The following is a 13870-nucleotide window of genomic DNA, read 5'->3' as shown; positions in this document are numbered from 1 at the left end:
CACCTCTTAGAATCCCATTTTTTCCGCTTTAGCAATGACATCCTCAATTGAACCGACACCACGGAAGGCATCTTCTGGTAACTTATCGTACTTGCCTTCGAGGATTTCTTTAAAGCCACGAACTGTCTCAGCTACAGGCACATAAGATCCCGGCTGACCAGTAAATTGCTCCGCAACGTTGAAGTTTTGAGACAGGAAGAATTGAATCCGACGCGCACGCGCAACCAAAGTCTTTTCTTCATCTGACAACTCATCCATACCTAGAATAGCAATGATATCCTGCAATTCATGATAACGTTGCAATACGCGTTTCACCTCGGCAGCCACTGCATAGTGCTCTTCACCAACAATCTCAGGAGAAAGAGCTCGAGAGCTTGAAGCGAGCGGATCCACGGCTGGATAAATCCCCAATTGAACCAATTTACGTTCCAAGTTGGTTGTAGAGTCCAAGTGGGCGAAAGCCGTTGCTGGAGCTGGGTCAGTATAGTCATCGGCTGGCACATAGATGGCCTGAATAGAAGTTACAGAACCCTTCTTAGTCGATGTGATACGCTCTTGCAATTGCCCCATTTCTGTCGCAAGTGTTGGTTGGTAACCAACGGCTGACGGCATCCGACCTAAAAGGGCAGAAACTTCAGAACCTGCCTGCGTGAAACGGAAGATGTTGTCAATGAAGAGCAAGACATCTTGACCTTCCACATCACGGAAGTATTCTGCAATCGTCAGACCAGTCAAAGCAACCCGCATCCGAGCACCTGGTGGTTCATTCATCTGACCGAAGACCATGGCTGTTTTCTCGATAACGCCAGACTCCTTCATTTCCCAATAAAGGTCATTCCCTTCACGGGTACGTTCCCCAACACCGGTAAACACGGAAATACCACCATGCTCTTGGGCAATGTTGTGGATCAATTCCTGAATCAGGACGGTCTTACCAACTCCGGCACCACCGAAGAGTCCGACTTTACCACCTTTCAGATAAGGTGCTAACAGGTCGATAACCTTGATACCTGTCTCTAAGATCTCTGATGAAGTAGATAACTCATCAAAGGTTGGAGCTTTCTTATGGATTGGCTGACGCTCTGCATCATCCGCAAAAGGAGCATCCAAGTCAATGGTATCTCCCAAAACGTTAAAGACGCGACCAAGTGTTTCTTTGCCGACTGGCACAGAAATTGGACGGCCAGTATCTAGCACTTCCATGCCACGAGTCAACCCATCCGTTGATTCCATAGCGATGGTCCGAACCACTCCATCACCAAGCTCAAGAGCTACTTCAAGGACGATTTTTGATTTTTTTTCGTCATTTTTATAGACTACAAGTGCATTATTGATCTCAGGTAGCTTGTCGCCAGCTGCAAACGCTACATCTACAACCGGTCCGATAACCTGAGTAATTTTGCCTGAGCTCATTCTTTTCTCCTCTTTATACTATTTATTTTCTGTGACACTATTCCAGTGCACTTGCACCCGCCACAATTTCAGTAATTTCCTGCGTGATAGCTGCTTGTCTAGCACGGTTATACTGAATGGTCAAATCATTGATAACTTTTTTAGCGTTATCCGTTGCTGTCTGCATGGCTGTCATACCAGCAGCATTTTCAGCAGTTTTTGCGTCAATAATCGCTCCATAAATCATACTTTCAGCAAACTGAGGCAAGAGCTGATCTAAAATCGCGTTTCGGCTGGATTCTAATTCTAGATTGAGGATATAGTTCTCATCCGCTTCACTAGGATCCAAGTCGACGATTGGCAACATTTGCTCTACCCGCATCTGACTGGTCAAACTGTTGACATGGTGGTTATAACACACATAAAGTTCATCAAAAAGCTCATTCTGATACATTTCAATGGTCTTGGAAATGATTTTCCGAACTTCATCAAAACTCGGATGATTAGCCAAGCCGCGCAATTCATAAATCGGCTGAATGCCTCGTGCGCGGAAGAAATCCGCTCCCATTCCTCCGATCGAAATAATGACATAGTCATCCTTTTCGTGGTATTCAGAAATCAATTCCATCATGGATTTGAGGATGGTTGCGTTGTAGCCACCGACCAAACCACGATCAGACGTAATGACGATATAAGCCGTTTTCTGAACTGGTCTGCTCTTTAGCAGTGGATGGTGGCTAACATTTTCTTCCTCATGACCATGCAAAAGGTCGGTCAAGAGTTTTCGAACCTTAGAAGCATAAACCTGAAAGTTCTTTGCTGCTTCTTCGGACTTTCCCAACTTAGATGCAGAAACCATCTGCATCGCATTAGTGATTTGACTGGTGTTTTTTGTGGATGCAATTTTATTTTTGATATCATTTAATGAAACTGCCATCTGACACCTCTATTCTTATTTGAAGTTAGACTGATTGATAAATTCAGTAATAGCGGCGTCCAGCACTTCTTCGCTCGGCAAATCTTTTGTCTGGCGAATGGTTTCATAAATGTCTTCATGATGAGCATCAAAGTAAGCAAAAAGCTCTGCTTCAAACCGAAGAATCTCATCTACTGGTACTGTATCAAGGAAGCCGTGAGTCAGCGCATAGAGGATCACAACTTGCTTTTCAACTGGCAGTGGCTCATGAACTGGCTGTTTCAATACTTCTACTGTACGGCGTCCACGGTTCAACTTAGCCTGAGTTGCTGCATCGAGGTCACTACCAAATTTGGTAAAGGCTTCCAGCTCACGATATGAAGCAAGGTCAATACGCAGAGTTCCTGCAACCTTCTTCATGGCCTTGATTTGTGCAGATCCACCTACCCGAGATACAGAAGAACCAGCGTCAATAGCTGGACGAATCCCTGCATTAAAGAGACCATCTCCAAGGAAGATTTGTCCATCTGTAATTGAAATTACGTTGGTTGCAATATAGGCTGAAATATCTCCTGCCTGCGTTTCGATGAATGGCAATGCAGTAATTGATCCACCACCCAGCTCATCAGAAACTTTAGCTGAACGTTCAAGCAGACGGCTGTGAAGGTAGAAGACATCCCCTGGGAAGGCTTCACGACCTGGCGGACGGCGAAGCAAGAGAGAAAGTTCACGATAAGCTACCGCTTGTTTTGACAAATCATCATAAACGATGAGGACGTGCTTGCCATTGTACATAAATTCTTCAGCCATTGCTACACCAGCATAAGGCGCCAAGAAAAGCAAAGGTGAAGGTTGAGAAGCTGACGCTGTTACCACAATAGTATAATCCAAAGCTCCATACTGGCGAAGAGTTTCCACCTGTGTACGGACAGTAGATTCCTTTTGACCAATGGCAACATAGATACAGATCATATCCTGCCCTTTTTGGTTGAGGATCGCATCGATGGCAATACTAGTTTTACCAGTCTGACGGTCACCAATAATCAACTCACGTTGACCACGACCAATCGGTACAAGGGCATCAATAGCTTTCAAACCTGTTTGCAATGGTTCTGATACAGACTTCCGTTGCATAACTCCTGGAGCTGGTGCTTCTACAGGGCGTGTTTTAGTTGTAGCAAGCTCACCCAAGCCGTCAACAGGACGACCGAGCGGATCTACGACACGACCAATCAAAGCATCTCCGACAGGAACTTCCATGATTTTACCCGTGCGACGAATCGTATCGCCCTCACGAATATCTGTAAAATCACCCAAGATAATGATTCCGACATCGGTTGACTCCAAGTTTTGGGCCATACCATAAGAACCATTTTCAAAAATCAAGAGCTCGCCACTCATGGCATTATCAAGACCGTGGGCACGAGCGATTCCATCACCAATATAAGTGACGACCCCAGTTTCTGTGACGTCAAAATTTGGCTGGAAATTTTCAATTTGTTGCTTAATTAAAGCGCTGATTTCTTGTGCGTTAATCGCCAAAATTCACACCACTTTCTATTTCAAATTTTCTTTTACGAGTTGTAATTGACGTTTTATACTTGCATCAATTGTCTTATTATTGGCTGAAATGACGAAGCCACCAATCAGGCTAGCATCTAATTCCTGCTTGAGCGAGCGAACCTTGAGGCCCATTTTTTGCTCAATCATTGGTTTCAATCTTTCTTTTTGACTTTCTGTCAATGCTTGAACAGATTTAACCGTCACTTCAAATTCATTGCTTTGTTTCTCAATCTGATGCTGAATTTCTACCAACATATCGTAGAATAAATCTGCTCGATGATTGAGAATAACGACTTCGATAAAGTTATCAATCAGCTGTGAATCTGAGTTTTGAAAAAGTCGAAGAGCCTTCTCCTTTTCTCCCTCATCAACGCCAATATGTGATAAAAAGTCAGCAAGATTTGTTTCTTCAAACACAGCCTTAATTTGGCTTAGTTTTTCAAAAACATCTTGTTGCTGACCTTTTTCAAATACTAATTGAACAAAAGGCAAGGTATATTTTTCAATTACCGCATAGTGCTTTTTGTCCATTAAGCATCTCCTAATTTATCAATATAACGATCAATAAGCTCACTGTGTGCTTTTGTATCAAGCTGCTGGCTCAAGATCTTACTTGCAAGACTTACTGTTAGGTCAGCCACATCGTCTTTAATGCTATTCAAGGCTTCTGCCTTACTTTGAGCAATTTCCTGATTGGCTTTTGCTTTCAAACGTCCAGCTTCTTCAGCTGCATCCGCTAAAATTCCAGCCTTATTTTTTTCAGCTGTTTCCTTAGCATGTTCGATAATCGTCGTTGCTTCCTGACGACTTCCTGCTAATTCATTCTCACGTTTTTGCGCAAGTTCCTCAGCCTTTTTGCGGGCTGACTCAGCCCCGTCAATATCATCCGTAATCTTTTTAGAACGTTCTTCTAAGATACTGGTAATATTGCCCCAGGCAAACTTCTTTACTAAAAAAATTAATAAAAGGAAGGAACCAGCGATGAGAATAAAGTCACCAATAATGGCACCGATAGTTACGTGCATTCCTTTTCTTCCTTTCTACTTACTATTCTTCACCGTTTATTTTCTTGCCGATATACATCGAAGACAGCATGGTAAAGACATAGGCCTGGATACATGAAATAAATATCGAGAAGGCTGTCCATAACATACTACCTAGGAAAGCAGCTGGATACCAATAAAATGCTTGATGTGACAAGGTAAGCAACAAGCCAGCCAGGACTTCCCCTGCAAAGATATTTCCGAAAATCCGCAGAGCTAAGGAGGCAAAATTGGTAAATTCTTCCAAGATATTCATTGGAGTCATAAATCCAGGTGTTGCAAAAGCTTTTAAGTAATCTTTAAAACCACGACGACGGATTCCTTCCACATGACTAATCAATGTAATGATAAAGGACAAGGCTAGGTCATAGCCCAAATTTGCCGTCGGTGAGGTCCAGAGACTGTAGCCATTGGTGGTTTGAATTTTAGCCATCAAACCGATATTATTGGCAACTGCAATAAAAAGAAACAAGGCAAACATAAACAAAGAATAATCTTTGATGTAGTGTTCCCCAATATTTTCTTTAGTAAAGCCAATGACAAAATCATAGACGTACTCAAGTAAATTTTGCTTTCCTTTTGGTCGGATGGACATTTTTCTACTTCCCCAGTAGATAAAGCCAAAGACCATCAAAACGGTCACAAGTGACATAGCAAGTAGGGTCAAATCAAAGGAAATTGGGCCTAGCTGAATAGTCGGATTAAGACTCTCTTCCAAGGTTTGACACCCCCTTTTCTAAAATAGAAAAAACTATTTGATAATGAAAGACATAACCAAAGTAACGAAGAAAGTACCTTCAACAAAAGCGACACCCATGATGAGCAAGCTTCTTAATTGATCAACCATTTCTGGCTGACGTGAAGCTGCTTTAAACAGATTGCTCATAATCAAACCTTCAGCTAATGAGACGCCAAAACAGGCAATACAAAGTCCTAAAAATGTTAAATTCATGATGAATTCTCCTTTTATATTTTTTAAATGTACCCCATTAGTTTACTCCTAATAAAGTTAATAGTCAATTATTTTGTGATATTGTAAGCGTTTTTCGCACTTTTCTTTTAAATTTAAAATAAAACTTGAATAAAGGTGCTTTTCAAACATTTATCCTATAAAAATCCAAGCAAAAATGAGATTGGGACAGAAATCGGTAATTCGTTAGAATTCGATTTCGTCGTCCCACCTCCGCACAGTTGAGTAGGGCTGTAAAAGCTGATGAAATAAGCGTAATAGAGCCCACTCAACCACTGCGTCTTGCTCGACAATCCAAAGACAATTAAGAGACTAGGACTTTTGTCCCAGCCTCATATCTGTTCCATTTGAGGTAAAAAAATCGTGAAGCGCATCCACCTATTCTCAACTGCTTCAAAGCGATAAGCGAGATGGTGCTTTTCTAAAATCTGCTGCACGATGAAGAGCCCCAGCCCCGTACCACCATCCTTGCGATTGCGACTGTAGTCTGGTCGATAAAATGGCTGGAAAATCTGCTGGATCTGTGAGTCATCCAGCACTCGCTCAGCTTCATTTTCTACAATTAATACCCCATCTTCTAAACGAACTAGGATTTCTCCACCTTCTACTGTATAATGGAAGGCATTATCAATCAGATTTTTAATAGCTTTCAGTAAATAGGTCTTATTTCCTCGAACTTTTGTTTCTGAAAGTTGGACATTAAATTGATAATGCTTGAGGTCAGCCAGAACCTTGTATGTACTGATATTTGCTTCAAGCAGCTCTTTGAGTGAGAAGATTTCTCGCTCTGTCTCCATGGTCATTTCTAGCTTTGAAATGGCTAGGATAGACTGGACTAAGCCTGATTGCTCTTCCAATATTTCGCGGCACTTCTGTAGGTATTTGTCCCGATCTTTAAAATCACCCACTCCATAAATCATCCCGTCAATCATTCCCATCATGCTAGTGATGGGGGTCTTGAGTTCGTGGGAAGTCATTCGAAGAAATTCTGCCTTTTCGCGCTCGCTTTCTGCGACTTTCTCATTTTCTAATCGCAGAGCTTCCATACTTGCTAGGAGGTTGGCATATAAGTGATTGATATCCTGAGCCAGATCAGCAATCTCGTCATGCCCTTTCACCTGACAGGAAACATCTGGAAGCAGACTCGTCATTTGCCGAGTGCTAGAAGAGATATCCTTAATCCGCTGACTGGAGGTCCGACTATAGAGATAGGCAGCAAGCCCTCCCAGACTCAGCGACAAAAATAGTACAAAGGGATAAAGATTAAGCAAGATCCGACTGGCATCCGAAACGGGCTGCAGAGAATATTCCCCTCGCAGGACTACTTCTTTGCCGTCTGATGTCCGAAAACTTTCTGACAGAGTCTTGCTTTCATAATTACTATTGGCGATGGTCGGAACAATTGTCAGCTGGAGAGAGCTTTCTCCATTCGTTTCAAGTGCTGGGTAAAGAATCGTATTGTCTTTCGCCAGCAAGGTGAACCAGATCTGATTGCTTTTTTTGCTATAATTGCTCAAGAGCTCACTGATTTCTTGGCTGGACTTTCCCTTGACCTGCTTGGCTACCTGAGCAAACTCACGCTGGGCTTCTCCTCCCTTGACCTGCTGGTAGTAAACCGGCATGGCAAAATATAGAGTGGATAGAACGATCGTCACAACGACAAAGATAATGAAAGTCGTCAAGAGGAAGTTCTTTTTGACAATCTTCACGTGTCTTCTCCTCCAAGCTGATAGCCCATGCCTGTGATGGTTTTCAGAGGAATACCTGGGATTTTCTTACGAATATTCTTGATATGATTGTCCAACACCCGGCTATCTAGCTCGCTGTAGCCCCAAATGGTATTCATGAGCTGATCGCGGGTCACTAAGTGATCCTTTCTCTTGGCCAGAGCCTGCAAGATCTCATACTCTTTCTTGGTCAGAGGCATCTTTTCTTCCTGCCAGTAAACGGTACAATCATCGATAGAGACGGTCAAATCACCAACAGTAATCTCTGACGCAACCGTATTTCGTCTCAGAATATTCTCAATCCGTTTAACTAAGATTAACGGTGAGAAAGGCTTGGTCACATAGTCACTGATGAGGTGGTTAAAGCTGACCAACTGAGTGTACTCATCATCTAGTGCCGTCAGGATCATGACCGGAATCTGAGAAGTCTTGCGAATTTCCTTGAGGACATCCAGTCCACTCATGGTTGGCAACATCATATCCAAAATAACTAAGTCAAAAGACTCTGCTTCAAATTGAAGCAAAGCCTCGCCTCCATCAAAGACTGGTGTAACTGCATAGTTACTTTCTTTTAAAAATTCACAAATGACTTGATTGATCGTAGTATCGTCTTCCACTACTAAAATCTTGTGCATATATGCTTGATTCTCCTTTATTTATTCAAATCGCAGGGCTTCAATTGGATCCAGCTTGGATGCTTTTACGGCTGGCAAGAGCCCAAATACTACTCCTATTATACAACAAAAGAGCAAACTTACAAAGACAGAAAAGAGGGATAAAATATAAGGATAGGCCAAAGACTGGGTAATAGCAAAACCAGAGGCGATACCTGCTACCACACCAATAATTCCTCCCATCAGCGTCAGGATGACAGCTTCGATCAGGAACTGCTTGAGAATGATCTTTCTCCGAGCTCCCAGAGCCTTTTTAATCCCGATTTCACGTGTCCGCTCTGTCACTGAGACCAGCATGATATTCATAACCCCAATACCTCCGACTAAAAGGGAGATGCTGGCAATACCCGCTAGCAAGACAAAGTTAGACTGGTTGAGGTTATCCAATTGACGTTCAAATTCTTGCAGATTCAGCACACCAAACATATAGTCTGACTGAGGCATCTGCTGATTGAGATAATCACTGACCTTCTTGGCCACCTTCTTCAAATCATCGGCTTTGTGGGTCTGGACAGTGACTTCTGGACTGACATTGATGGTATCAAAAATCCGATGCCATTGCTGCAGAGGAATATAGGCCACCTTTTCCGAACCAGAGGTTAAGCCACTCTGCTCAGTCGACTCAAAAACGCCGATAACTTTAAAAGGATTGCCCTTGACTTCTACATACTTACCGATACCGTCTCCCTTAGGAAAGAGGGTATCATAAAGAGACTTTTCTAGATAGGTTACTTGTTCTTGATTTTTGAAGGCTTCAGAGTCAAAGCCTTCCCCTTCCAACAGCCGTTGCTGCTTGATATCAGCTACCGACTGGGAAACTGCCTGAACCTTGCTAGATGACTTTTGACTGAGATAGTAAATCTTTTCGTCCGCCCCATAGGTCATCAAAGCATTTTTAACTCCAGGAATTTCCTTGATTTTGGACAAGACATCCTCTCCCATGAAAGGAATGTAGGAAGGCTTCTGAGCTTGGGATTTTTCTGGAATAGAGGGATCGATGGCGCTTTTCTTGTCGTAGACGACTTTGATGGTATTATTGCTACCACCGATCAGCTGACGCTTGGTATTTTCTGTATTTCCTTCAATGATGGAAAAGATAGCAATAATAGCGCCAATCCCGATGATAATTCCTAGCATGGTCAGCATAGAGCGCATTTTATGGGACAGGATGGAGTTTAGAGCTACAAATATATCTTCCATATAGCCCCCTTCTATCCTAATGCCCGAGTCTCTATATTACCGTCCCGCAAGACAACCGTTTGCTTGCAAAGCTGAGCCACTTCTGGCTCGTGGGTAATGATGACAATGGTCTTACCTTGTTCGTTAAATTGCTTGAACAGCTCCATGATCTGAACACTGGTCTTGGTATCCAGTGCTCCAGTCGGCTCGTCTCCCAGAATAAAGCTGGGATTGGTTACCAAGGCACGCGCAATGGCTACCCGTTGTTTTTGACCGCCGGACAGCTCCATAGGCTTGAAGTCACTTCTTTCTTCCAGACCGACAAGTCGCAGCATTTCCAAGGCGCGCTCGCGTCTCTCTTTTTTAGGAACTTTCATGTAAGTCAGAGGCAGTTCAACATTCTGACAGGCTGTCAGCTTGGGCATGAGGTTGAAATTCTGGAAAACAAAGCCAATTTTCTGATTACGCAAATCAGATAGTTGGTTGTCGGACAGGTCAGAGACGTCAGTTCCTTCGATATGATAAGAACCTGCGCTAGCCTTGTCCAAACATCCGATAATGTTCATCAAAGTGGACTTACCTGATCCAGACGGCCCCATAATCGCTAGAAAATCCCCCTCTTTCACATGCAAATCAATTCCTTTCAAAATCGGAAATTCCTGACTGCCTTGTTGATAAGATTTGTGGATGTTCTTAAGCTTTAACATTCTGTCCTACCTCCATTCCGTCTTTCATGCCTTCTCTAGGCGTCGAAATGGTATCCTTCATAGTCAGACCTTCTGTAATCTCTACCAAACGGTCAGAGACTTTCTTGGTCTTGACTTCCTTCATTTTCACCTTTTTACCCTCTACCTTCCAGATATAGGTCTTACCATTTTTACTGAAAGTATAGGCCTTGTTGACGACTACCTTGCCTGCCTCAGGTGCATTTTCTACGACATTGACATAAGAATGAGAGCCTACAAGTGGCATTTCACTGCCTTGGTCCAGCTCGACAGTATAAGGGAACTTGCCTTGGTTGGGATTTTCCTGTTGTTTATTTCCACCATTGCTATTTCCAGTATTTGCAGTTGTCAAGGTGCCGACTTGCGTCACGGTACCACTCCAGCGTTTCTTAGGATCCTTACGATCCACAACATCTACTCTCTGACCAACGCTCAGCTTCTCACGGTCAAATTCACTAACGCTACCTTTGATCAAAGTTTTGGACTTGTCCATGATTTCGATAAAGGTTTCTTCTTCCTTTTTAGCCTTGGACTGAGTTGGTAAGTCTTCGTTCATAGAGGTAATAGTTCCCGCTGTATCAGCTGTCACAGTATCATATTTCATGCGGTCTGATTCCGTCTGAGCTGTCACCTGAGCCTTCTCAGCCTCAATCTGGGCTGTCGTTACTTCATTGTCAGCAGTCTTAGCGTCACTTAGCGCTTGAGCAACTTCATCTTCAGCAGATTTTATCTGATCCAACAGAGACTCATCCTTACTAGAATTGTATTTATTCTTAAGAGTATTGAGATTAGCTAGCTTTCGGTTATACGTTTCCCATTTGATAGATGCGCTAGTTTGAGCGGCCGTAATGCTATTGGCCTTAGCTTGAGCATCATACTGAGCAGACTGGGCTGTCAATTCCTGAGAGGTCACATAGGAAAAAAGGGGCTGACCTTGTGTAACAGTATCGCCATTTTTGACGAATACTTCCTTAACTTCACCTTTAGATGGGTCAATTTTGACCTTACTACTATTGTTAGCAACTACTTCTCCAGATAAAACTAGGCTTGTTTTTTTACTGTTATTAACAGCATCTTGGACCGTCAGTGAATCAATCTTATTATCGACCATTTTCATGGCTTGTTGTTGATTAACTTGATGAAGAAGTACATAGCCTCCCAGCCCTGCACAAGCAAGAATGACCGTGCTTCCCAATAGAATGGTTTTACGATTCATTTTTTTTATTTGAAACATATTGCCTCCAACCTACAAGTTCTAACTTTTATTTATCAGTTGATTCAGATTCATCTGTTGGTAATTCTTCTCCATCCGCTGGGATTTGAATCACGTTTCCGTCCGGCATGGTATACTCTGTCACTTCCTTGCCGTCTACTGTTTTCGTTTTTTGATCAACAGCATCTTTCTTAAAATCTACTTTTTTCCCATCACTAATTTCTTTATTGTCAGCAGTCTTAGAGCCACATGCAGCTAGGAAGAAGACAGACATTCCGATAAGAGTTACAAGCATAGCGAATTTTTTTACGTTCATTTGATTTCTCCTTTGTTTTAGAAAACAGGAATTTTGAGCTTTCCTGATCGTATTTGTTTTTTTGAACAATTCCATTCTATCAAAGTGGTCTATCCCCTTCCTACCCGCCATCTATTTTTTATCTATTTTTTGATAAAATTTGGGATTCTCCTCTAGATACAGGACTTTTCCTATCCAAACAGCTTCTTAAGTCGTTTTATGGTATAATAGATTGATTTTAAAAGAATGAGGTGGAAACATGACTCAAACAGTTTATTTTGGAACATACACCCGACGAGTTTCCAAAGGAATTTACAAGGCAGATTTTGACACTGAAAAGGGAGAACTCTCAAACTTAGAATTAGTAGCTGAAGAGCCAAGCCCAACTTACCTAGCTTTTGACCAAGCTGGGCATCTATACACCGTTGGTGCCAAAGACGGACAAGGTGGGATTGCGGCCTATGACCAAAAGAGACAACTTCTCAATCATGTGGTTGAAGAAGGCGCTCCGCTTTGCTATGTTGCTGTAGATGAGGAGAGAGGCCTCGTTTACGGAGCCAACTACCACAAGGGGCAAGTGCTGGTCTACAAGCAGCAAGAAGATGGCAGTCTAAAACTGGCTGATTCAGATACTCATGTCGGGCAAGGACCTCACGCCAATCAAGCCTCTGCCCATGTCCACTATGCTGACTTGGCTCCCGATCAATATCTGATTACTTGTGACCTCGGAACAGATCAAGTCACTACCTACGATGTGACGAAAGACGGACAACTGAACAAACTGGGCACCTACACATGTGCTGCTGGAGCTGGGGCACGCCACCTTGTCTTTCATAACCATTATAAAATTGCTTACCTTATCTGCGAATTAAACTCTACTATCGAAGTATTGATTTATGATGGTGTTGGTCAGTTTGAACACCTACAGACCATCTCAACTCTCCCAGCAGGATTTGAAGATTTTAACGGCACTGCAGCCATCCGCCTCTCTGCTGATGGAAAATTCCTCTATGGCTCTAACCGCGGCCATGACTCAATAGCTGTTTATCAAATTCTAGCTGATGGAAGTCTACAGCTCGTTGAAATCACGCCAACAAAGGGTAAAAATCCACGCGATTTCAATATCACACCTGACCAAAACTACCTTATCGCTGTCCACCAAGATTCGGACAATGCAACTGTCTTTAAACGCAATCCTGAAACAGGCCGATTAACAGAAATTTCTCATGATTTCTATGTGCCAGAAGCTGTCTGCGTGACTTTCCAATAATCAAAAAAATTATCAAAGGAGCATTCAAGATGAATCCAGTAGAATTGTTTAACCAAGTAAAAGAATTGATCTAAAAGAAAGATTTTGATGCAGCTAAGAAGTTTGTCGAAGAACACAAAAATGAGCTAGGCGAATACTTAGATAAGGCAAAAGATTTAGTAGCAAATTCAAAAGGCCTCAACGACGTCATCAACAAAGTTAAGTCTATTTTCTAGAATCTTAATTAAAAAAAGCTGTTGGATAAAATTCCAACAGCTTTTATATTTGATCGAGCCTTATTAGTCTATTTCCGATTCATAAAATCATGTAATTCTTCCAGTCGTTCCCTTGTCAAGGGTTGAGCAAGAAAAATATCTTTATTGACATCTTTATTCTTATTAAAATCATGTAAAGCAACCTTTTTATAAACTATCTTATTGGCAAGAGGGAGTTGACCATTTACATAGGTCGTGATTTCTATATCGCTTTCACTAAAAAATGCTCCATAGTAATCTTCTCGAACCACTACTGTCTGCCCTTTTTCCTCAAGATAGGAATAATGGGTCACTGGAACATAAACCGTAAAAAATATCCCAAGAATAGGAGAAAATGCCACTAACAATGCTCCTAGAGCAAGAGCGGGATAAAGAACCCACCTATATCTTTTTACCAATAAATAGAAAGCGAGAAACAAAAAGGGAAAAGCAAACCATGAGCTGAACCGAGGATACCAGAATATACTGGTAATTATAAGAAATAATAGAACTGCCAAAAGCGCCAGAGAGCATGATTTGCGTTTATAAGCCAAAAAGAGGCCTATAAATAAAACGGTAAGAGCTAGCCACTCTCTGTTTAGGATATACAAAATGAAATAAAACACCCCAGAAGTCTCCCCTTATTTATTAAAAATCCCTTGAGTTAGCC

15 protein-coding genes and 1 pseudogene are annotated in these 13870 nt (G+C 42.2%); 2 read left to right on the top strand and 14 right to left on the bottom strand.

From position 1 onward, the window contains the following. Window positions 1-6: 6 nt before the first annotated feature. The 13 genes from atpD to PAN94_RS05925 all read right to left on the bottom strand — a co-directional run bounded on the left by atpD (window position 7) and on the right by PAN94_RS05925 (window position 11718). Window positions 7-1413, bottom strand: a complete 1407-nt coding sequence (gene atpD, locus PAN94_RS05985) for a F0F1 ATP synthase subunit beta (protein ID WP_005589740.1) — start codon at window positions 1411-1413, stop codon at window positions 7-9. Between the two features lie 37 nt (window positions 1414-1450). After that, window positions 1451-2329 (bottom strand): F0F1 ATP synthase subunit gamma, encoded by an 879-nt coding sequence (locus PAN94_RS05980; RefSeq protein ID WP_005589739.1) that lies wholly within the window; start codon window positions 2327-2329, stop codon window positions 1451-1453. Window positions 2330-2344: 15 nt separating this feature from the next. Further along, the gene (gene atpA / locus PAN94_RS05975) at window positions 2345-3850 is read right to left on the bottom strand and encodes a F0F1 ATP synthase subunit alpha (protein ID WP_048764195.1); all 1506 of its coding nucleotides are present in this window, start codon (window positions 3848-3850) and stop codon (window positions 2345-2347) included. Between the two features lie 15 nt (window positions 3851-3865). Then, complete coding sequence (locus tag PAN94_RS05970) at window positions 3866-4402, bottom strand: F0F1 ATP synthase subunit delta (RefSeq protein WP_048764194.1); 537 nt, start codon at window positions 4400-4402, stop codon at window positions 3866-3868. Continuing rightward, entirely contained in the window at window positions 4402-4896 is a 495-nt protein-coding gene (gene atpF / locus PAN94_RS05965) for a F0F1 ATP synthase subunit B (RefSeq protein WP_005589735.1), read from the bottom strand. Before atpF ends, PAN94_RS05970 begins: the two co-directional genes overlap by 1 nt. A 22-nt stretch (window positions 4897-4918) precedes the next feature. Then, entirely contained in the window at window positions 4919-5632 is a 714-nt protein-coding gene (atpB, locus tag PAN94_RS05960) for a F0F1 ATP synthase subunit A (protein ID WP_285875111.1), read from the bottom strand. A 33-nt stretch (window positions 5633-5665) separates the two neighbouring features. Further along, window positions 5666-5866: a F0F1 ATP synthase subunit C gene (locus PAN94_RS05955; RefSeq protein WP_005589732.1), complete on the bottom strand. Its 201-nt coding sequence runs from the start codon at window positions 5864-5866 to the stop codon at window positions 5666-5668. Between the two features lie 350 nt (window positions 5867-6216). After that, window positions 6217-7593 (bottom strand): sensor histidine kinase, encoded by a 1377-nt coding sequence (locus PAN94_RS05950; protein WP_285875110.1) that lies wholly within the window; start codon window positions 7591-7593, stop codon window positions 6217-6219. Beyond that, window positions 7590-8246, bottom strand: a complete 657-nt coding sequence (locus PAN94_RS05945; RefSeq protein ID WP_045496783.1) for a response regulator transcription factor — start codon at window positions 8244-8246, stop codon at window positions 7590-7592. Before PAN94_RS05945 ends, PAN94_RS05950 begins: the two co-directional genes overlap by 4 nt. A 21-nt stretch (window positions 8247-8267) precedes the next feature. After that, complete coding sequence (locus PAN94_RS05940; protein ID WP_048764025.1) at window positions 8268-9485, bottom strand: ABC transporter permease; 1218 nt, start codon at window positions 9483-9485, stop codon at window positions 8268-8270. Between the two features lie 11 nt (window positions 9486-9496). After that, window positions 9497-10171 (bottom strand): ABC transporter ATP-binding protein, encoded by a 675-nt coding sequence (locus PAN94_RS05935; RefSeq protein WP_005589728.1) that lies wholly within the window; start codon window positions 10169-10171, stop codon window positions 9497-9499. After that, window positions 10158-11423, bottom strand: a complete 1266-nt coding sequence (locus PAN94_RS05930) for an efflux RND transporter periplasmic adaptor subunit (protein WP_285875109.1) — start codon at window positions 11421-11423, stop codon at window positions 10158-10160. The genes PAN94_RS05935 and PAN94_RS05930 overlap by 14 nt, the downstream gene beginning before the upstream one ends. Before the next feature lie 28 nt (window positions 11424-11451). Next, a complete protein-coding gene (locus PAN94_RS05925) occupies window positions 11452-11718 on the bottom strand; it encodes a hypothetical protein (protein ID WP_148888063.1) in 267 nt (88 codons plus the stop codon). Between the two features lie 238 nt (window positions 11719-11956). On the opposite strand from PAN94_RS05925, the gene PAN94_RS05920 reads away from it, so the two are divergent. Next, on the top strand, window positions 11957-12967 hold the full coding sequence (locus tag PAN94_RS05920; protein WP_285875108.1) for a lactonase family protein: 1011 nt from the start codon (window positions 11957-11959) through the stop codon (window positions 12965-12967). A 29-nt stretch (window positions 12968-12996) separates the two neighbouring features. After that, window positions 12997-13182: pseudogene (locus tag PAN94_RS05915) on the top strand (hypothetical protein). Between the two features lie 68 nt (window positions 13183-13250). Here PAN94_RS05915 and PAN94_RS05910 read toward each other — a convergent pair. Then, complete coding sequence (locus tag PAN94_RS05910) at window positions 13251-13826, bottom strand: hypothetical protein (RefSeq protein ID WP_285875107.1); 576 nt, start codon at window positions 13824-13826, stop codon at window positions 13251-13253. Between the last annotated feature and the right edge of the window lie 44 nt (window positions 13827-13870).

The organism is Streptococcus sp. SC1, assembly GCF_030272855.1.
Lineage (GTDB): Bacteria > Bacillota > Bacilli > Lactobacillales > Streptococcaceae > Streptococcus.
This window is presented reverse-complemented; position numbering and strand designations above follow the sequence as displayed.

Coding starts and splice junctions, on each gene's coding strand:
- atpD (WP_005589740.1), bottom strand. CDS start 1,413: ATGAGCTCAGGCAAAATTACTCAGGTTATCGGACCGGTTGTAGATGTA.
- PAN94_RS05980 (WP_005589739.1), bottom strand. CDS start 2,329: ATGGCAGTTTCATTAAATGATATCAAAAATAAAATTGCATCCACAAAA.
- PAN94_RS05970 (WP_048764194.1), bottom strand. CDS start 4,402: ATGGACAAAAAGCACTATGCGGTAATTGAAAAATATACCTTGCCTTTT.
- atpF (WP_005589735.1), bottom strand. CDS start 4,896: ATGCACGTAACTATCGGTGCCATTATTGGTGACTTTATTCTCATCGCT.
- PAN94_RS05955 (WP_005589732.1), bottom strand. CDS start 5,866: ATGAATTTAACATTTTTAGGACTTTGTATTGCCTGTTTTGGCGTCTCA.
- PAN94_RS05945 (WP_045496783.1), bottom strand. CDS start 8,246: ATGCACAAGATTTTAGTAGTGGAAGACGATACTACGATCAATCAAGTC.
- PAN94_RS05940 (WP_048764025.1), bottom strand. CDS start 9,485: ATGGAAGATATATTTGTAGCTCTAAACTCCATCCTGTCCCATAAAATG.
- PAN94_RS05935 (WP_005589728.1), bottom strand. CDS start 10,171: ATGTTAAAGCTTAAGAACATCCACAAATCTTATCAACAAGGCAGTCAG.
- PAN94_RS05930 (WP_285875109.1), bottom strand. CDS start 11,423: ATGTTTCAAATAAAAAAAATGAATCGTAAAACCATTCTATTGGGAAGC.
- PAN94_RS05925 (WP_148888063.1), bottom strand. CDS start 11,718: ATGAACGTAAAAAAATTCGCTATGCTTGTAACTCTTATCGGAATGTCT.
- PAN94_RS05920 (WP_285875108.1), top strand. CDS start 11,957: ATGACTCAAACAGTTTATTTTGGAACATACACCCGACGAGTTTCCAAA.